This window comes from Streptomyces sp. URMC 126 (genome assembly GCF_051386555.1).
Lineage (GTDB): Bacteria > Actinomycetota > Actinomycetes > Streptomycetales > Streptomycetaceae > Streptomyces.
This window is the reverse complement of sequence record NZ_JBPQTX010000130.1, coordinates 1-18,266: the sequence shown is the minus strand read 5'-3', so window position 1 is coordinate 18,266 and position 18,266 is coordinate 1. Positions and strand designations below refer to the sequence as shown.

Annotated in this window: 16 protein-coding genes and 2 pseudogenes; 9 read left to right on the top strand and 9 right to left on the bottom strand. The window is 72.4% G+C overall.

Features of this window, described 5'->3' with window-relative positions:
* From ACSNOK_RS17465 to ACSNOK_RS17445, 5 genes and pseudogenes are all read left to right on the top strand, one after another.
* A partial coding sequence (locus tag ACSNOK_RS17465; RefSeq protein ID WP_436781619.1) for a glycoside hydrolase family 3 protein occupies nt 1-2,592 on the top strand: 2,592 nt, incomplete at its 5' end.
* 168 nt (nt 2,593-2,760) lie between these two features.
* Complete coding sequence (locus ACSNOK_RS17460) at nt 2,761-3,165, top strand: SgcJ/EcaC family oxidoreductase (RefSeq protein ID WP_436781618.1); 405 nt, start codon at nt 2,761-2,763, stop codon at nt 3,163-3,165.
* A gap of 133 nt (nt 3,166-3,298) precedes the next feature.
* Nucleotides 3,299-5,563, top strand: a pseudogene (locus ACSNOK_RS17455) (TIM-barrel domain-containing protein); the annotation flags it as partial.
* Nucleotides 5,564-5,641: 78 nt separating this feature from the next.
* Nucleotides 5,642-5,947 (top strand): DUF6191 domain-containing protein, encoded by a 306-nt coding sequence (locus ACSNOK_RS17450; protein ID WP_436781617.1) that lies wholly within the window; start codon nt 5,642-5,644, stop codon nt 5,945-5,947.
* 10 nt (nt 5,948-5,957) lie between these two features.
* Nucleotides 5,958-6,398: an ASCH domain-containing protein gene (locus tag ACSNOK_RS17445; RefSeq protein ID WP_436781616.1), complete on the top strand. Its 441-nt coding sequence runs from the start codon at nt 5,958-5,960 to the stop codon at nt 6,396-6,398.
* A 63-nt stretch (nt 6,399-6,461) separates the two neighbouring features.
* Here ACSNOK_RS17445 and ACSNOK_RS17440 read toward each other — a convergent pair whose 3' ends face one another.
* Both ACSNOK_RS17440 and ACSNOK_RS17435 read right to left on the bottom strand, forming a co-directional pair.
* On the bottom strand, nt 6,462-6,926 hold the full coding sequence (locus tag ACSNOK_RS17440; protein ID WP_436781615.1) for a hypothetical protein: 465 nt from the start codon (nt 6,924-6,926) through the stop codon (nt 6,462-6,464).
* Nucleotides 6,923-7,168 (bottom strand): hypothetical protein, encoded by a 246-nt coding sequence (locus tag ACSNOK_RS17435; RefSeq protein ID WP_436781614.1) that lies wholly within the window; start codon nt 7,166-7,168, stop codon nt 6,923-6,925. The genes ACSNOK_RS17440 and ACSNOK_RS17435 overlap by 4 nt, the downstream gene beginning before the upstream one ends.
* A gap of 120 nt (nt 7,169-7,288) precedes the next feature.
* Here ACSNOK_RS17435 and ACSNOK_RS17430 point away from each other — a divergent pair, with 120 nt between their 5' ends.
* The 4 genes and pseudogenes from ACSNOK_RS17430 to ACSNOK_RS17415 all read left to right on the top strand — a co-directional run bounded on the left by ACSNOK_RS17430 (nt 7,289) and on the right by ACSNOK_RS17415 (nt 9,841).
* On the top strand, nt 7,289-8,056 hold the full coding sequence (locus ACSNOK_RS17430) for a GntR family transcriptional regulator (RefSeq protein ID WP_436781613.1): 768 nt from the start codon (nt 7,289-7,291) through the stop codon (nt 8,054-8,056).
* A gap of 93 nt (nt 8,057-8,149) precedes the next feature.
* Nucleotides 8,150-8,362, top strand: a pseudogene (locus ACSNOK_RS17425) (hypothetical protein); the annotation flags it as partial.
* Nucleotides 8,363-8,368: 6 nt separating this feature from the next.
* Complete coding sequence (locus tag ACSNOK_RS17420) at nt 8,369-8,662, top strand: hypothetical protein (protein WP_436781612.1); 294 nt, start codon at nt 8,369-8,371, stop codon at nt 8,660-8,662.
* Nucleotides 8,663-8,914: 252 nt separating this feature from the next.
* A complete protein-coding gene (locus tag ACSNOK_RS17415; RefSeq protein WP_436781611.1) occupies nt 8,915-9,841 on the top strand; it encodes a ribosome-inactivating family protein in 927 nt (308 codons plus the stop codon).
* Nucleotides 9,842-9,936: 95 nt separating this feature from the next.
* Here the strand turns inward: ACSNOK_RS17415 and ACSNOK_RS17410 are convergent, their stop codons facing one another.
* From ACSNOK_RS17410 to ACSNOK_RS17380, 7 genes are all read right to left on the bottom strand, one after another.
* Nucleotides 9,937-10,209, bottom strand: a complete 273-nt coding sequence (locus tag ACSNOK_RS17410) for a hypothetical protein (RefSeq protein WP_436781610.1) — start codon at nt 10,207-10,209, stop codon at nt 9,937-9,939.
* Nucleotides 10,210-10,338: 129 nt separating this feature from the next.
* Nucleotides 10,339-11,187, bottom strand: coding sequence for a hypothetical protein (locus tag ACSNOK_RS17405; RefSeq protein WP_436781609.1), 849 nt, complete (start codon nt 11,185-11,187; stop codon nt 10,339-10,341).
* A 173-nt stretch (nt 11,188-11,360) separates the two neighbouring features.
* Nucleotides 11,361-12,575, bottom strand: a complete 1,215-nt coding sequence (locus ACSNOK_RS17400; protein ID WP_436781608.1) for a PAC2 family protein — start codon at nt 12,573-12,575, stop codon at nt 11,361-11,363.
* 168 nt (nt 12,576-12,743) lie between these two features.
* A complete protein-coding gene (locus ACSNOK_RS17395; protein WP_436781607.1) occupies nt 12,744-13,802 on the bottom strand; it encodes a hypothetical protein in 1,059 nt (352 codons plus the stop codon).
* A gap of 130 nt (nt 13,803-13,932) precedes the next feature.
* Nucleotides 13,933-15,540 (bottom strand): FAD-dependent oxidoreductase, encoded by a 1,608-nt coding sequence (locus tag ACSNOK_RS17390; protein ID WP_436781606.1) that lies wholly within the window; start codon nt 15,538-15,540, stop codon nt 13,933-13,935.
* Nucleotides 15,541-15,554: 14 nt separating this feature from the next.
* Entirely contained in the window at nt 15,555-17,090 is a 1,536-nt protein-coding gene (gene glpK, locus ACSNOK_RS17385; RefSeq protein ID WP_436781605.1) for a glycerol kinase GlpK, read from the bottom strand.
* A 44-nt stretch (nt 17,091-17,134) separates the two neighbouring features.
* Nucleotides 17,135-17,917: an MIP/aquaporin family protein gene (locus ACSNOK_RS17380; protein WP_436781604.1), complete on the bottom strand. Its 783-nt coding sequence runs from the start codon at nt 17,915-17,917 to the stop codon at nt 17,135-17,137.
* Nucleotides 17,918-18,266: the final 349 nt, after the last annotated feature.

The window sequence follows — 18,266 nt, the reverse complement described above, 5'->3', positions numbered from 1 at the left end:
GCCCTCGGCCGCCGCCACCTGCTCGGCCTGCTGGGCGCCTCCGCCGCCACCGCCGCTTTCGCGCTCCTCGCGGCGCCCGCCCCGGCGGCCCGCGCCGCCTCCGCCGCGCCGCCGGACGCCGTACCGCCCGGGGCCACCCCGTCCGACCGGGTCCGCGCGCTCCTCGCCCGGCTCACCCTCGACGAGAAACTCTCCCTGGTCCACGGCGCCGTCGACCCCCGCCGCCTCGGCCAGGCCGGGTACCTGCCCGGCGTGCCGCGCCTGGGCATCCCCGAACTGCGGCTCACCGACGGCCCGGCCGGCGTCAACGTGGCCCGGTCCGCGACCGGGCTGCCCCCGGTCTCCACCCTCGCCGCCGCCTTCGACCCGGACCTCGCCCGCGAGTACGGCGCGGTCATGGGGCGCGAGGGCCGCACCCTCGGCATGGACCTGCTGCTCGCCCCGCAGATCGAACTGTCCCGCACCCCGCTGTTCAGCCGGAACAAGGACCAGGCGGGCGAGGACCCGCACCTCGCCGCCGTGATCGGTGCCGCGCAGGTCGAGGGCGTGCAGGCGCAGGGCATGCTCGCCCAGGCCAAGCACTTCCTCGCCAACAACCAGGTCCTGGGCCAGTCCGGCGACTTCGTCACCGGCGAGGGCGCCTACGACTTCCGGATCGACGACCGCACCCTGCACGAGGTCTACCTCCCCGCCTGGGAGGCCGCCGTCCGGGCCGGCGTCGCCTCCGTCATGGCCGCCTACAACCACCTCAACGGCGAGTGGAACAGCGCCAACCGGGACACGCTCACCGGCGTCCTCCGCGGCGAGCTCGGCTTCGAGGGCTTCGTCACCTCCGACTGGGGCGCCACCCACTCCGTCTCCATCGAGGCCGGACTCGATCAGCAGATGCCCGACGACTCGTACTTCGGCGCCGCCCTCAGGAAGGCGATCGCCGACGGCAGGGTCCCCGAGGCGGCGCTCGACCGCGCCGTGGGCCGGATCCTGGGCCGCTACGACGCGTTCGGGCTGCTCGACGGCGGCCGGGTCCCCGCCCGGCCGGCGATCGACGTGGAGGCCGGCGCCCGGGTGGCCCGGCAGGTGGCCACCGCCGGAGCCGTCCTCCTGGCGAACGACGACGGCTGCCTCCCGCTCGGCCCCGCCGCCCTCGCCGACCTGGCGCTGATCGGCCCGACCGCCGCGCAGGTGGCGGTGTCGGCGGGAGGGGAGCGCGCGTACGGCTTCGAGGACCGGATGGTGAGCCCGCTGGACGCGCTGAGACGGACCCCCGGCGGCCCGTCCCGGGTGCGGTACGCGGTCGGCGCCGACCTCACCGGCACCCCCGTGCCCGCCGCCGCGCTCCCGGGCGGCCTGCGCCGCGTCTCGGGCTCCGGAGCCACCGCCACCGACGCCACCCTGGACTTCACCGGCGACCGGGCGCTCCCGACGGGCTCCCGCCACACCTGGACCGGCGTCCTCCGGGTCCCGGACTCCGGCGAGTACACCCTGTGCGTGCAGGGCTGGGGCGCCGCGCTCACCCTCTCCCTGGACGGCGAACCGGTCGCCACGGCCGCCACGTCCCGCGACAGCTTCGTCCGCAAGTGGACGAGCATCGTCCCGACGACGGACGGCCTGGACAACGGCCGCGCCGCCGTGCGGCTGACCGCCGGCCGCGACCACCGGATCGAGGTCACGGCGGCCGGCTGGGCGGAGGACGTCACCGGCCGCGGCCCGGTCGAAGTCCGGCTCGCCTGGGTGACCCCGGCCCGGCGCGCCGCGGACGTCCGGGAGGCCGCGGAGCTGGCGCGCTCGGCCCACACGCCGGTCGTCTTCGTCTGGAACGGCTCCGGCGGCTCGTTCGCCGGCGTCGCGGACGCCACCGGCCTCACCCTGCCCGACCACCAGGACGACCTGGTCGCGGCGGTCGCGGCGGCCAACCCCCGGACGGTCGTGGTCCTCAACACGGGCGGTCCGGTCACCATGCCCTGGCGGTCGGCGGTACGGACGCTGCTGCACCTCGGGTACGTCGGCCAGGAGGGCGGCCGGGCCACCGCCGACCTGCTCCTCGGCCGCGCCACTCCCGGCGGCCGGCTCGTCGTCACCTGGCCGCGGAAGCTCACCGACCACCCGGTGCACGACCCGGCCCACCCCGAGCGCTACCAGGGCGTGAACCGGGTCGTGACGTACAGCGAGGGCGTCTTCGCCGGCTACCGCGGCTTCGACCGCGCCGGGACCGAGCCCCTCTTCCCCTTCGGCCACGGCCTGTCCTACACCCGCTTCCGCTACGACCGGCTCGCCGTCCGGGCCGACGGCGGCGGCTGCGCCGTGACGTTCACCGTCACCAACACCGGTGACCGGACGGGCGCCGACGTACCCCAGGTCTACCTCGGACCGCCGCGCGAGGCCCCGGTCGAGCTGCCCCCGCGGGCCCTCGTGGGCTTCGAACGCGTCGAGCTGCGCGCCGGAGAGGCGCGCCGGGTCACGGTCCGGGTGAGCGAGCGGCAGTTCTCGTACTGGGACACGGACCGGAAGCGCTGGGTCCGGACGCGCGGGGAGCGGCCGGTGTACGTCGGGGCGTCGTCACGGAACATCCGGCTGACGGGCGGCTGCGCCTGACGGGGATCCGGGGCCGGCCGTGGCATCCGGTGCCCGAGCCGGCCCCGCGGCCGCGTCAGCGCGCGCGATGCGCTCCTGAGCGGCTCGGCCCCCGCCCCCGTCCCCCCGGCCGGAACATCCGGCCGCCGGAGAGCGCTGGGCAGGAGGAAGGGTCGTCGGAGGAGGAAGGTGACCGCCGTGTCGGGAGCGGAGAGCGAGGAGTACGAGCGGTACGAGGAGGTCGTCGCGCGGTTCCTCGCGGCGTGGGACGGGCTGGACGCCGGCCGGCTCGCGGACTTCTTCGCGGAGGACGGGACGTACCACAGCATGCCCCTGCCGCCCGTCACCGGCCGGGACCGGATACGGGCCTACTTCACCGACTTCCTGGCCCGGTTCAGCGCCGCCGAGTTCACCGTCCACCACCAGGCATCCTCGGCCACCGAGGGCGGGGGAGTGGTCTTCAACGAACGGACCGACACGATGACGCTCCGCTCGGGCGCGGTCGTCCGGGTACGGGTGACGGGCGTCTTCGAGGTCCGGGACGGGCTGATAGCGGCGTGGCGGGACTACTTCGACCTGGGGGCGGTGCGGTGAACCGGCCCGTCCGGCGGGCGGGCCGGCGTACGGGGACGACCGCGCGGCGCGTGGCTCCGGGCCCGAGGCGCGGCCGAGGAACGGGAGGGGACGCCCCGTAGTCATGCGCACGACAGTGCGCTAAGCATTCCGCATGACCACCCGCAGACGACGCAGAACCCCCGTCGCCGCCGCCCTCCTGGGCCTCCTCGCGGCCCTCGCCGCCCCGCAGGCGGGCGCCCGGGCCGCCGCGGATCCGCCCGCCCCCGCGCGGCACACCGTCGGCGACGTCACCGGCTTCACCGCCCACGGACCCGACTACCGGTTACGCGCGGGCGACGCCGAGGCCCGCGTCCGCTTCGTCACCCCGGACGCCTTCCGCCTCGAACTCGCCCCCGACGGAAAGTTCACCGACCCCACGGGCGAGGACATCGTCCTGCCGCAGGGCGCGCCCCCGCCCACCCGCTGGCGCGACCGCGGCGACCGCTACGAACTGAGCACCTCCCGCCTCACCCTGCGCGCCTACAAGGCACCGCTCCGCTTCGCCCTCCACCGCGCCGACGGCACCCGCCTCTGGTCCGAGACCAAGGGCCTGACCTGGGACAAGGACGGCACGACACAGACCCTCGCGCGCGGCGCCGACGAGCGGTTCTACGGCGCCGGCATGCAGAACGGCCGCGGCAACACCTCGCACCGTGACAAGAAGGTGGAGGTCGGCGTCGACTACAACTGGGACGACGGCGGCCACCCCAACTCCGTCCCGTTCTACCTCTCCTCGGCGGGCTACGGCGTCTACCGCAACACGTACGCCCCCAACACCTACGACTTCGCCGACCCGGTCACGGCCACCGCCCGCGAACAGCGCTTCGACGCGTACTACTTCGCGGGACGGACGCCGAAGGACGTCATCGGCGGCTACACCCGCCTGACCGGCCGCCCCTTCCTGCCGCCGCTGTACGGCCTGGAGGTCGGCGACTCCGACTGCTACCTGCACAACAAGAACCGCGGCGAACGCCGCACCCTCGACGCCCTCAAGGTCGCCGACGGCTACGTCGCTCACGACCTGCCGCTCGGCTGGATGCTCGTCAACGACGGCTACGGATGCGGCTACGAGAACCTCCCCGAGGTGAACAAGGGCCTCGCCGACCGCAAGATGACCATGGGCCTGTGGACCGAGGACGGCCTCGCGAAACTCGCCGACCAGGTGAAGGCCGGGCAGCGCGTCGCCAAACTGGACGTCGCCTGGGTCGGCGACGGCTACAAGTTCGCCCTCGACGGCTGCAAGGACGCGTACAAGGGCATCGAGGACAACAGCGACGCCCGCGGCTTCACCTGGGCCCCCGAGAGCTGGTCCGGCGCCCAGCGCTGCGGCGTCCAGTGGTCCGGCGACCAGAAGGGCTCGTGGGACTACATCCGCTGGCAGATCCCCACGTACGCGGGCGCGACCATGTCCGGCCTCGCCTACACTACCGGCGACATCGACGGCATCTTCGGCGGCAGTCCGAAGACGTACGTCCGCGATCTCCAGTGGAAGGCGTTCCTGCCGGCCGTGATGACGATGGACGGCTGGGCCCCGAGCGACAAGCAGCCCTGGCGGTACGGCGAGCCGTACACCTCGATCAACCGCAAGTACCTCAAGCTCAAGGAGTCCCTGCTCCCGTACATGTACACGTACGCGGCCGAAGCCACCCGCACCGGCGTCGGCCCGGTCCGCCCGCTGGCCCTGGAGTACCCGGACGACCCCAAGGCGGCTTCCGACGCGGCGAAGTACGAGTTCCTGACCGGCGAGTACTTCCTCGTCGCCCCCGTGTACGAGGACAAGGAGACCCGCGACGGCATCTACCTGCCGCGCGGCACCTGGACCGACTACTGGACGGGACGCACGTACCACGGCCCGACGACGCTGAACGGCTACCGCGCCCCGCTCGACACCCTCCCCCTCTTCGTGAAGGCCGGGGCGAACATCCCCATGTGGCCCGGCATCCGCTCCCACCGCGACCGCACCCCGGACTCCCCGCTCGCCTGGGACCTCTACCCGAAGGGCAGCTCGTCCTTCACCCTCTACGAGGACGACGGCGTCACCCGCGCCCACCGCACGGGCGCGTCGGCCCGCCAGACGGTGGCCGTCCACGCCCCGAGCACCGGCCGGGGCGACGTGACCGTCCGCGTAGGCGCCTCGCACGGTGCCTTCCAGGGCAAACAGGCCACCCGCCCCTACACCTTCGCCGTCCACTCCCGCACGGCCCCGCGAACGGTCCTCCTGGACGGCCGCCCCCTGCCGCGCGCCACATCCGACACCTCGTCCGCTCCCGGCTGGCGCTACGACCCCGCCGACCGCGGAGGCGCCATCCACATCACCACACCGAGCCGCTCCACGGACCACCCGTTCACGCTGAGGCTGCGCGGGGCGACCGCGATCGACTGACGCGAGGGCCCGGGCCCGGGCGGGGATCGGGAGCCGAAGGAACCTCCCTCGGGCCCACCACGTTCCCGTGTCATGACGAGCCTCCTGACGGGCCCGGGCCTGGCCCTCCTTATCGTCGTCCCCCTCTTCCTGGCGGCCGCCGGGCGCAAGGCCGTTCACCTGCTCCGGGGCAGTACGGCCGGCGCCGCGCGCGGAGCGGGCGCGACCGCCACGGAGGAGCTGCACGGACTCATGTACCCGGGCAAGCGCGCCCAGTTGGAGCAGCGGCGTATCGAACTGGTCCTGCGCGACGACGAACAGGACGGCGCCCCGCGCCGGACGGGCATCGACCTCGACGCGGGAACGGCGCACCTGTCACCCCGCGACCGCCCGCACTAGATTTGCCGCCATGCGACCCGCCCCCGACCTCCCCCGCGTCGAGTTCGCCTTCCCCGGCCCCCTCCGCGACCGCCTCGTCGCCGCCGTCCTCGACGGCACCAAGACCTCCACCACCGGCCTGGTCGCCGACTACGAACACGAGGGCGAGCCGCTGCCCCGCGCCGGCGAGCGGAGCGTCGTCGTCGACTCCGACGACCGGCCGGTGGCGGTCATCGAGACGACGGACGTCCGCGTCGTCCCGCTGTCCGACGTCGACTTCGCCCACGTCGTCGACGAGGGCGAGGGCGACGCTTCCGTCGCCGAATGGCGGGCGAACCACGAGTCGTTCTGGCACAGCACTGACATGCGGGCGGCTCTGGAGGAGCCGGATTTCACGGTGGACGACTCGACGTTGACGGTCCTGCAACGGTTCCGCCTGGTGGCGGATCTGCGGGGGCCCGCCGGGCGGTAGGGGCCGGGCGACGAGTGTCGCCTGTGGCGCCCCCGTGGGCCCGGAGCCCCGCCGAACGGCGCCCTACCGGGGTACGAGCCGGGCCGCCTCGCCGGCGGCTTCACGGAGGTCGTCGAAGCCGGTCGGAATCCGCCGGTCCTCCCCGGCCCATTCGGGGAGCACCCAGACCCGGTCCCCGGCGTACCGGCCCGGGGCCGGTGCGAACAGCTCGGCCCCCTTGGGGCGTGGCATCGCGCCCGGCACACTGCGGAACCCGGTTCCGGCGCCGAGAGGCACGAGCCACCACATCGCGCGTTCCATGCCTCCCATCAGGTACGGACCGACCGGGCGGTTCCGTTCTCTCAACAGCGTGACGGCCGCGGTCGCCAGGGTGAAGTCGAGCTGGACAACATCCCATGCGGTGCCGACGGTCAGCGGAGTGGTGCGCCCGGCCGACCAATGCGCCAAGGCGGTCCGCGGATCCTCCGCCGCGCGGGACAGCCACCGTGTCCATGCGGGGGCCTGTCGGAACGATGCGATGGGACTCACTTGTCTCTCCTCTGTTCCACTTCGGCCCACACCACTGCTCCCGCGGAGGTGTGGTCATGCCCGTACCGGTCCGCTTCGGCGAGGGCCGCGACGACGATCCGGCGGGCGGCGTCGCTCAACTCCCGTGGAAGGTTCACCTCCACACGGATCCGAGCGGGCGTCTCGTCGGTGTGCGGCGTCTGACCGGTTGCCGCGGCGAAACGCGCGGCCAGCGCCACGGCCTGGGCTTTCGCTGTAGGCACGGGTCTCCCTGTGAGCGGTCGGCTACGCCGCGTATTTCTAATGCATTAGAATCCAGCTAATGCACTAGGTTGTCAATGCCGCCGAACTCCACGCCTCACGGGGCAGCACGGGAAGAACCCATGGCCGCAGAACAACCGCCCTATATGCGCGTTGCCGATGACCTCCGCCGGCGGATCGCCCGGGGAGAGTGGTCCGTAGGGCAGCGTCTGCCGTCCCGGGCGCAACTCGCCCTCGACTACGGCGTCGGACCCAACGTGCTCCAGAAGGCTCAGGAACGCCTGATAGTGGAAGGGCTGTTGGAGGGCCGGGCGGGATCCGGCACCTACGTCCGGGAGCCGCGCCGGCGCCTGCGCATGATCCGGTCCCGCCACCGGGAGCAGCGCCGCGACTCGCCGTTCCGTTCGGACATGGAGGAACAAGGCCGGTCGGTCGGCTGGGAGTCGCACTCCGAGGCCCGGATCCCGGCGCCGGAGCACATCGCCGAGCGGCTGGCCATCGAACCGGGTGACCCCTGCGTCCGTACCCTCTACGAATTCCTCGCGGACGGTCAGCCGGTGCAGCTCTCCGAGAGCTGGGAGCCCATGGCGATCACCGGCGACACCCCGGTCGTGCTCCCCGAACTCGGTCCGTTCGCGGGCAAGGGCGTGGTGGAACGCATGCGGTCCATCGGTGTCGTGGTGGCGACGGCGGTCGAGGTACCGAGACCGTCACGGGCGACGCAGGCCCAGGCCAACCTTCTCGGCGTCAGCCTGGGTGACCTGGTCACCCGCATCGAGCGGACGTACCACGACGTGGACGGCCGCCCGGTCGAGACGGCCGACATCATCGTCCCGGACGCGCGATGGGAGATCGCCTACGAGATCGCGGTGGAGCGCCCGGAGGGCTGACGCCGGGGTCCGGACTCTGTGAGCGGGTGCGGGAAGGAGGGAGGATGAGCGGCCGGTGACCGCCAGGACCCAGCGCTTCCTGTACGCCGTCGTCTGCGCCGCCGGCCCCGCGCGGAACGCGACGCGGCTGCTCACCGCCGCGAAGGAACGAGGTGGGACGTCTGCGTCATCGCGACCCGCGCGGCGGTCGAGGGGGGACTCCTCGACGTCCCCTCGCTGGAAGCGGCGTCCGGGCGCCCTGTGCGCAGCACTTGGCGGCGCGTCGGCGACCGGAAGCGGAACCCGCCCGCCGACGCTCTCGTCGTGGCGCCCATGACCATGAACACGGCCAACAAATGGGCGGCGGGCATCGCCGACACCTACGCCCTCGGACTGCTCGCCGAAGCCGTCGGGCTCGGACTGCCGGTGGCCGCGCTGCCGTTCTGGTCCACCGCGCTGGACCGGCACCCGGCCACCCGCCGCTCGCTGGACGTCCTGCGGGCCACGGGCGTCAGGGTGGTGTACGGCGAGGGCGGGTGGACGCCGCACGAGCCGGGGACGGGGGAGCGGCGCGTGGACGCTTATCCGTGGGAACGGGTCCTGGACGCCGTCGAGAGCGCGGGGTGACCGGCCGCCGCCCGGCCGCCGCCGCTCCACCGCCCGGTGACCGCCGGACCGTGCGCCGTGAGGACAGGACTGTGCACGCGGTGCACAGCCGGCGCCGCCGGGCCGGCCCTACGGTGAATCCGGTCGCCGCTTCCGCCCCGCTCGCCTCCCCCGGGCGCGGGGGGCGGGAGCGGCCGTACCGATTCCCGAACCGGCCTCCGCGCCCGCGCCCCGCAGCGGCATGAGCGCGTGCCCTTGAAGAAAGACACCCCCATGCGTAAGTCCCGCCTCGTCCGCTCCCTGATCCTGTCCGGCGCCGGTCTGGCGCTCGCCGTCACGGGCACGCTCACGACCGCCGGCACGGCGCAGGCCCGCACCGAGTGGCGGCACATGTCGCACGTGTACATCAACCTGGCGGACGAGGGCGCCAGTGAGCACCAGCAGAACGACTACTCGACGTTCGTCCAGAGCCTCCGCAACGCCGCGGCCGGGTACAACACCCAGGAGACGCAGCTGGAGAACGTCGGCATCATCCAGGCGTCGCTGACCGCGCCGGACGACCGCGGCGCGCGGCACCAGGTCCGGATCTGGATCAACCCCTCCAACCTCTACATCTGGGGCTTCTCGAACGAGCGCGGCACCACGTACCAGTTCAACGACATCAACGGCGCGCTGGCCGGCCGGCTGCGGGAGACCACCGACCCGCGCCCGGACGTCGACATGAACGTCCAGACCCTGAACTTCGGCTCGAACTACAACTCCCTCACGGGCACCGCCGGCCGCGGCCGGGAGGCCATGACGATCAGCTACAACGACATCCGGGCCTCCCTCGTGCAGCTGGCGACCGTCAACAACCCGAATTCCGGCAACGAGCGCCAGAACACGGCCCGTTCGCTCAGCCTGGTGATCCAGATGCTCTCCGAGGCCGCCCGCTTCAACGATGTCGAGGGCACCTTCCGCACCGCCATGGGGACGTGGGAGTTCCAGTACGGCCTGCCGCACCAGCAGCAGGAGCTGGAGAACTCGTGGGACTCCCTCTCCGAGTACTACCACCGCGTCTCGGCGGGCCAGAACGCCACGGCCCCCTTCATCCCGTCGATCGGCCGGATCAACGGCCTGGATCAGGTGCGGCGGTACCTGCGCCTCGCGCTGGGCAGCACCGGCATGGCCAACGGCAACTGGAACCACGACGAGCTCTGACCGGCGCCGCCGCGGCGGGGGAGAGGAGAACGGTCCTCAGAACGGTCCTCCCCCCGGCCCGTGACACCGTGGCGAGATGCCGTGCGCCGGCCGCCCTATTGCTCCTCCTGCGTGTCGAACGGAGGAAGCATGCACGGTGAATCGAATCCGATGGAGAGTTCCGTCGCCTTCTCGGCAGCGGACTGGATGCCGATGAAAGGACCCCCGGACTCCGGCCTGGCTTCCAGGACCATGGTCTCCTTGGGGTGGCGACAGCGGCGGAACGTACTGACGCGGTACCCGTCCTTCTCCAGCGTCCCGCGGAGTCTCACGCCGGCCTCGTCGTGCTTCTCCGGTGGGAGATCCAGCCAAGCGGTGTACATCAGCACGTACCTGGCGTCGGTCGCGGACTCACCGTTCCTGCCCGCGCAAGGGATGAACTCGGCGGTCGGCTTGCGCTTTTTGTACTCACAGGCGAGCGGCCCGGGCCGCGGCGAGCCGGGGGAGGGGGCGGCGGGTCAGCTCAGCGGGTCGAGGCCCCGGGACGCCTTGTCGCGGATGTCCCGCAGCCACGCCTCGTGCGTGATGACGTCCTTGCCCTTCGGGATACGGATCCCGGGGTCCGCCCCGAAGTCCGAGTACTCCTCCGTCACACCCGTCTCGCCCTTGGAGCCCTTGCCGTGCTCCGCGCCCTTGACCGGCAGGTCGTCAGCGCCGATCCAGAGGTCGATGCCGACCTTGTCCAGACCGTCCTTGCGGTGGTCCTCCACGTACAGATCGCGGATCCAGCCCCGGATCGCGTCGCCCTTGTAGGCGGCCAGGTCGGCGAGGACGACCGTGCCCGCGAAGTGCGTGGCCTTGTGGCCGTTCACCGTCTCGCGGCCCACCTTGCGGACGTCCTTCGACGTGCGCAGGACGCCCAGCAGCTTGGGCAGCGAGCCCTCGGCGGTCTTGAGGACGTCCTCCGGCTTCGGCGGCTCCTCGCCCTCGTCCAGGAGGCTGCTGCTCATCCACCGGCCGCCGGCGATCTTGGCGTCGCGGGTGTAGAGCGTCCGGCCCTCGCTCATGGCGTGGTCGAAGCGCTCCGGCTCCTTCTTGCCGTTCTTCACCGTGGTCCGCCACGTCCTGCGCTCGGCCAGGTCCGGCTCGCGGGAGAAGGCGTACTCGCCGCGCTCCGTGCCGTTCACCTCGGTGACCTGCCGCTTCGTCCGGTAGGAGTTCGTCCCGGCGGTCTTCTCCGCCGCCGCCTTCAGGACGGCTCCGGGGTCGCGGGTGTCCTCCTTGCCGCCGCCGCAGGCGGTGAGCGAGAGGGCGAGGGCGGTCCCGGCGGCCGCGGAGACGTAGGTTCTGATCCTGATCGCCTTCACGGCCGTTCTGTCCTTTTGTCGAGCAAAGATGACGCACAGGTGCGAAAAGGAAGCGTACGTGTCGCTCGCGACGGACCGACGGCCGGGGCCGGGGCGCCGAAGGCGGAGGGGCGCCGCCCACCCGGCGGCGCCCCTCGGCCCAGCTCTCGCTCTCGCGGATCAGCTCTCGCGGATCAGCTGTCGCCCTTCGGCGGCGGACCGCTCTCGTCCTCACCGCCGCCGCCGCGCTCCCCGCCCGTACGGCCCTCCGGCCCGTCGGCGTCCCCGGGCCGGCCGGACTGCTCGGACTGCTGCTCGGGCTGCTGCTCGGGCTGTTCCTTCGCCGGCCGCCGCGGCGGACGCGTCCGCCCGCTCGTCGTGTCGCGCAGGTACGAGGCGTCCCGGCCGCCCGGCTCGCCGAGCCCCGGCTCGGCCGCCAGGCCGCCCGGCTGCCCGGACCCCGCGCCCGTACCCGGCCCGCCGGCGACACCGCCGGGCCCGCCGACACCGCCGGCCGCGCCCGGCCCCGCCCCGGGCCCCGACTGGCCGTCGCGCCGCCGCAGATACCGCTCGAACTCGCGGGCGATAGCCTCACCCGACGCCTCCGGCAGGTCGGCGGTGTCCCGCGCCTGCTCCAGCGACTGAACGTACTCCGCGACCTCGCTGTCCTCCGCCGCCAGCTGGTCCACGCCCAGCTGCCAGGCGCGCGCGTCCTCGGGCAGCTCGCCCTGCGGGATGCGCAGGTCGATGAGGTCCTCCAGCCGGTTCAGGAGGGCCAGCGTCGCCTTGGGGTTCGGCGGCTGCGAGACGTAGTGCGGCACCGCCGCCCACAGGCTGACGGTGGGGACGCCCGCGTGTGTGCAGGCCTCCTGGAGGATGCCGACGATGCCGGTCGGGCCCTCGTAGCGGGACTCTTCCAGATCCATGGTGCGCGCCAGGTCGGGGTCGGAGGTGACGCCGCTGACCGGCACCGGCCGGGTGTGCGGGGTGTCGCCGAGCAGCGAGCCCAGGATCACCACCATCTCCACGCCCAGCTCGTGGGCGAAGCCCAGGATCTCGTTGCAGAACGAACGCCAGCGCATGCTCGGCTCGATGCCCCGGACCAGTACCAGGTCGCGCGGTCTCCCGCCCGCCTCGCCCGTGCCGCCCGGGCCGCCGGTGCGCACCACGGACAGCCGCGTGGTCGGCCAGGTGATCTTGCGGACCCCGCCGTCCAGCCAGACGGTGGGCCGGTTGACCTGGAAGTCGTAGTAGTCCTCCGCGTCCAGCGCGGCGAAGACCTCGCCCTTCCACTCCCGGTCGAGATGCGCGACCGCACTGGACGCGGCGTCTCCGGCGTCGTTCCAGCCCTCGAAGGCACAGATCATGACCGGGTCGATCAGCTCGGGAACTCCCTCAAGCTCGATCACCCAGCGCCTCCTTCCGACCGGGGCGGAGGGGTCCCTTCCACCGCCGGTTGCCGTTCAGTGCAGTTGTTTGCAGGTCCAGTAACGTGCGCCCCCAAGCCTACGACTTCCGGGACCGCTGTCCGCAGTCCGCGCAAGGGATGCTCATCACCCTCACGTCACCGGGAGCCGTCACCGCCCCCGCCTACCCCACGCCTCGCGGTACGCACGCCAGTCGCCTTCCGTGGCCGCGAAGTCCACGTACAGGGCGACGCCGAACCGCTCGCGGTGCCGGTCCTCGCGCGTCAGTCCGAGCCGGGCGCCGCGCAGCGCGGCGGCGGCGGTCTCCGCCGAACCGTGGTGGCCCATGTCGTCGGTGTGGAAGAACGGCATTCCCATCAGCAGGTCGGTGCCGGCCGGGGTGACCTCCAGCGCGAGCCGGGTCTGCTGGGCGACGTACCCGCCGTACAGGCTCTCCCAGGGCAGCGCCGTGTCGTACGACATGACGGCGATCTGGTCGGTGCGCCGCGCCACCTTGGCGAAGTACCCCTGCGACCACCACTTGTGCCCGCCGAACGCCCGCGACGCCGCGTGCATCGACGGCAGCGGGTCGATCTGCTGGGCGGCCACCGAGAGCACCCCGCCGCCCGAACGGACCGCCGCGTGCAGGGAGTCCAGCAGCCGCAGGAAGCCGCCGTCGCCGTCGGGAACGGGCTCCACGTCCAGGTGGACGCCCTCGAAACCGGCCTTCAGCACCTGCCGTGCGCTCGTCACCACCGCGTCCCGGGTCCCGGCGGCCCCCAGCCGCAGCCCGCCCGTACCCCCGTGCGCGACCACGTCGCCGAGCCACGCCTGCACCCGGACCCCGGGCAGCTCGCGGTGGACGGCGTCGACCAGCCGGCGCGCGCCCCGGTAGGCGGACGCGGGCAGGGTGCCGTCGTGCTCCAGCGGGCCCGCGTGGACGTACAGGTCCCGGACGCCGGTGTCGCCGATGCGCCGCTTGAGCTCCGCCAGGTCCTTGTCCGTGCGGCGCCCGTCGACCCAGGCGTGCCCCAGCCAGACGGCGTCCCGCCCGCGCGTGACGGCGTCGTCGGCGGGCGAGCCCGCGTACGAGGCCCGCAGCGCCCCGGCGGCGCCTACCACCGGCACCGCCACGACGAGGAACAGGGCGAGTGCGATCCGCTTGACGGTACGCCTGCGCGGCAGGCGCCGGAGCCGGCGCAGCCGGGCCCGCATCTCCGGCCATGTCATGGAAGGCCCCCCTCTCTCCTCCAGGGACGGGGGAGGGACGCCATCGGTTGCCTCGTACAACGAGGGGGACGGGAAAGGGGAGGGACGTCACACGTCCCTCCCCTTCTCACCCGCCGGGGTGCGGCGGGGCTCAGCCCTTGCGCTCCAGCATGTCCTTCACCCGGGCGCGGACGTTCTCGTCGTCCAGGCCGCGGATGGTCAGCGTGGTGCGGCGGCGCAGCACGTCGTCGACCGTCTCGGCCCACTCGTAGTCGCGGGCGTAGGCGACCTGGGCCCAGATCTCCGGGCCGTCCGGGTGGATGCGCTCGCCGAGCTCCGGGTTCTCGTTGGCCAGGCGCGCGATGTCGAAGGACAGCGAGCCGTAGTGCGTGGCGAGGTGACGGGCGGTCAGCGGGTCCATCCGGGTGCCGGGCTCGCGGTCCACGAGCAGGCGGTGGGCGACCGCGTTGGGGTTGGCGACACCGGGCAGCGGGGTGCGGCGGACCAGGTTGGAGACGGGCTCCATCTCCTCGGTCAGCGGGCTGCCGGGCACCTTGGCCAGCTTGTTCATGACCGTACGGCCGATGTGGCGGTACGTGGTCCACTTGCCGCCGGCGACGGACAGCATGCCGCCCTTGCCCTCGGTGACCACGGTCTCGCGCTTGGCCTGCGCCACGTCGCCGGGGCCGCCCGGCAGCACGCGCAGACCGGCGAACGCGTAGGTCATCAGCGAGCGGTCGAGGTCCTCGTCGACGATGGAGAAGGCGGCCTCGTCCAGGATCTGCTGGATGTCCTCCTCCGTGGCGCGCACGTCGGCCGGGTCGCCCTCGTACTGGGTGTCGGTGGTGCCGAGGAGGAGCTGGTCCTCCCACGGGAGGGCGAAGGTGATGCGGTACTTGTCGATCGGGGTGGCCATGGCGGCCTTCCACGGCGACTTGCGCTTCATCACGATGTGCGCGCCCTTGGAGAGGCGGATGGAGGGGGCCGCGCCCTTGTCCTCCATCTTGCGCAGGTGGTCGACCCAGGGACCGGTGGCGTTGAGCACCACGCGGGCGTCGATGCCGAACTCGGTGCCGTCCACGCGGTCCTTGAGCTCCGCGCCGGAGACCTTGCCGTGCGTGAAGCGCAGGCCGGTGACCTCGGCGTGGTTGAGGACGACCGCGCCGGACTCGACGGCGGCGCGGACGGTCATCACGGCCACGCGCGAGTCGTTCATCTGGTGGTCGTAGTAGACCGCGACGGCCTTGAGGTTGTCCGTGCGCAGACCGGGGTTGTCGGCCTTGGCGCGGGACGGGGAGATCACCTTGCCGACGCCGTCGCCGAAGGCGGACAGCGCCGAGTAGGCGAAGACACCGGCGCCCAGCTTGGCGGCGCCGACCGGCCCGCCCTTGTAGACGGGCAGGTAGAAGGTGAGCGGGTTGACCAGGTGCGGGGCCACGTCCTTGGCCAGCACCCGGCGCTCGTGGTGGTTCTCCGCGACCAGCTTGACCGCGCCGGTCTGCAGGTAGCGCAGACCGCCGTGGACGAGCTTGGAGGACGCGGAGGAGGTGGCGCCGGCGAAGTCGCCGGCGTCCACCATCGCGACCCGCAGTCCCGACTGCGCGGCGTGCCAGGCGACCGAGGTGCCCAGGATGCCGCCACCGATGACCAGGAGGTCGTACGTCGCGTTGGACAGGCGCTCCCGGGTCTCGGCGCGGCCCGGGTTGGCACCGGCGGCCGGGTGCGTTCCCAGGGTGGGCACGCTCTGCGGGGTAGTCATGAGTTGCTCCTCAGTCAGCTCTCGTCGTCGATCCAGCCCATGGTCCGCTCGACGGCCTTGAGCCAGTTCTTGTACTCGCTGTCACGCTTGTCAGCGTCCATGCGGGGGGTCCACTCGGCGGCCCGGCGCCAGTTGGCGCGGAGGGCGTCGGTGTCGGGCCAGAAGCCGACGGCCAGGCCGGCGGCGTAGGCGGCGCCGAGGCAGGTCGTCTCGGCGACCATCGGGCGCACCACGGGCGCGTCCAGGAAGTCCGAGAGGGTCTGCATCAGCAAGTTGTTGGAGGTCATGCCGCCGTCGACCTTGAGCGCGGTCAGCTCGACGCCGGAGTCCTTGGTCATGGCGTCGGTGATCTCGCGGGTCTGCCAGGCGGTCGCCTCGAGCACGGCGCGGGCGATGTGCGCCTTGGTGACGTAGCGGGTCAGGCCCGCGATGACACCGCGCGCGTCGGAGCGCCAGTAGGGGGCGAACAGGCCGGAGAAGGCCGGCACGAAGTACGCGCCGCCGTTGTCCTCGACGCTGGAGGCGAGGGTCTCGATCTCGGCGGCGGACTTGATGAGGCCCATCTGGTCGCGCATCCACTGCACCAGCGAACCGGTGACGGCGATGGAGCCTTCCAGGGCGTAGACGGGCTTCTGGTCGCCGATGCGGTAACCGACGGTGGTCAGCAGGCCGTTGTACGACTGGACGGGCTCGTCGCCGGTGTTCATCAGCATGAACGTTCCGGTGCCGTAGGTGGACTTGGCCTCGCCCTTGTCGTAGCAGGTCTGGCCGAACAGGGCGGCCTGCTGGTCGCCGAGCGCGGAGGCGACGGGGACGCCGTCCAGGGCGCCGCCCTTGGCGTTGCCGTAGACCTCGGCGGAGGAGCGGATCTCCGGCAGCACGGCGGCCGGGATGCCCATGGAGGAGAGGATGCGCTCCTCCCACTCCAGGGTGCGGAGGTTCATCAGCATGGTGCGGGAGGCGTTGGTGACGTCCGTGACGTGCACACCGCCGTCCACGCCACCGGTGAGGTTCCAGATGACCCAGGAGTCCATGGTGCCGAAGAGGATGTCGCCGCGCTCGGCGCGCTCGCGCAGGCCCTCGACGTTGTCCAGCAGCCAGCGGACCTTCGGACCGGAGAAGTAGGAGGCCAGCGGGAGGCCGGTCTCGCGGCGGAAGCGGTCCTGGCCGACGTTGCGGCCGAGCTCGCGGCAGAGGCCGTCGGTGCGGGTGTCCTGCCAGACGATGGCGTTGTGGACGGGCTCACCGGTGTTCTTGTCCCACATCAGCGTGGTCTCACGCTGGTTGGTGATGCCGATCGCCTTGACGTCGGCGGCCGTGATGCCGGCCTTCTCGACGGCACCGGCGACGACCTGCTGGACGTTGGCCCAGATCTCCTTGGCGTCGTGCTCGACCCAGCCCGGCTTCGGGAAGATCTGCTCGTGCTCCTTCTGGTCGACGGAGACGATGCGGCCGTCGCGGTCGAAGACGATGCAGCGGGACGAGGTCGTGCCCTGGTCGATGGCCGCGATGAACGGTCCGTGACCGTGGGTGCCGTGGGTGCTGGTCATGTGGTCTCTTGCTCCTGAAGTCTGAGGGTCTCGGCTGTCGTGCGTCAGAACGCGAGCTTGTGGATACCTGCCGCCAGGGCGGCGCCGGCCAGCGGGCCGACCACCGGGATCCAGGCGTAGGACCAGTCGGATCCGCCCTTGTTGGGCAGCGGAAGCAGCGCATGCACGATACGCGGGCCGAGGTCGCGCGCGGGGTTGATCGCGTAACCGGTGGGGCCGCCCAGCGAGAGGCCGATGCCGACGACCACGAACGCGGTCATCAGGACGCCGGTGCCGCTGACGGCCAGACCCTCCGTCAGGCCCTGGGTGAGGATGGCGAGGACGAGCACGGCGGTGCCGATGATCTCCGTCGCGAGGTTCTGCGCGACGTTCCGGATCTCCGGACCGGTGGAGAAGATGCCGAGCACCGGGCCGGCCTGCGGAGTGGCGGTCTGGTCGACCATCCCCTCCTTGGGGTTCAGCGTCGCCACCAGCTCCGGGTCGGTCAGGTGCGCCTGGAACTGTCCGTAGTAGGTGACCCAGACCAGCGCCGCGCCGATCATCGCGCCGAGCATCTGGGAACCGATGTAGAGGGGAACGTCACCCCACTTGGTGGCACCGTCTATCGCCAGGCCGAGCGTGACGGCCGGGTTGAGGTGGGCACCGGAGGGCTTGGCGATGTACGCGCCCGTCAGCACGGCGAAACCCCACCCGAAGGTGATGGCGAGCCAGCCCGCGTTCAGCGCCTTCGAGCGCTTCAGGGTGACGGCGGCACAGACGCCACCGCCGAGCAGAATCAAGACGGCGGTACCGATGGTCTCGCCGATGAAGATGTCGGAGCTGGACACCCGCGACTCCTTTGTCCTTCGTCCAGGGGAAGGCGAACCCCGGGTGGCTCCGGCGGTCCGCGCCCTCCGTGAGGGCGGTGATCGGTCCCATGGCACTGCAGCCCTGCAGCACTGCACGCACTGCACACCATAGCGAATATTGTCGTCAGGTGTTCGACAATGCCGACCGATGCACGGCAGTTTTCTGCACCGTAAGGGGCCCGTCAAGGGTTCTGTGACCGGAAACTCCCGGCCAACTGACCTGAAATGTACGTTTGGATACCGGCCGGTAACGAAGGGGTCTCGCGGGGTTGCGGGAGGCCTGCGGGCGGGTCCTCGGACGGGCCGGCGGACGGGGTCGGGGCCGGGG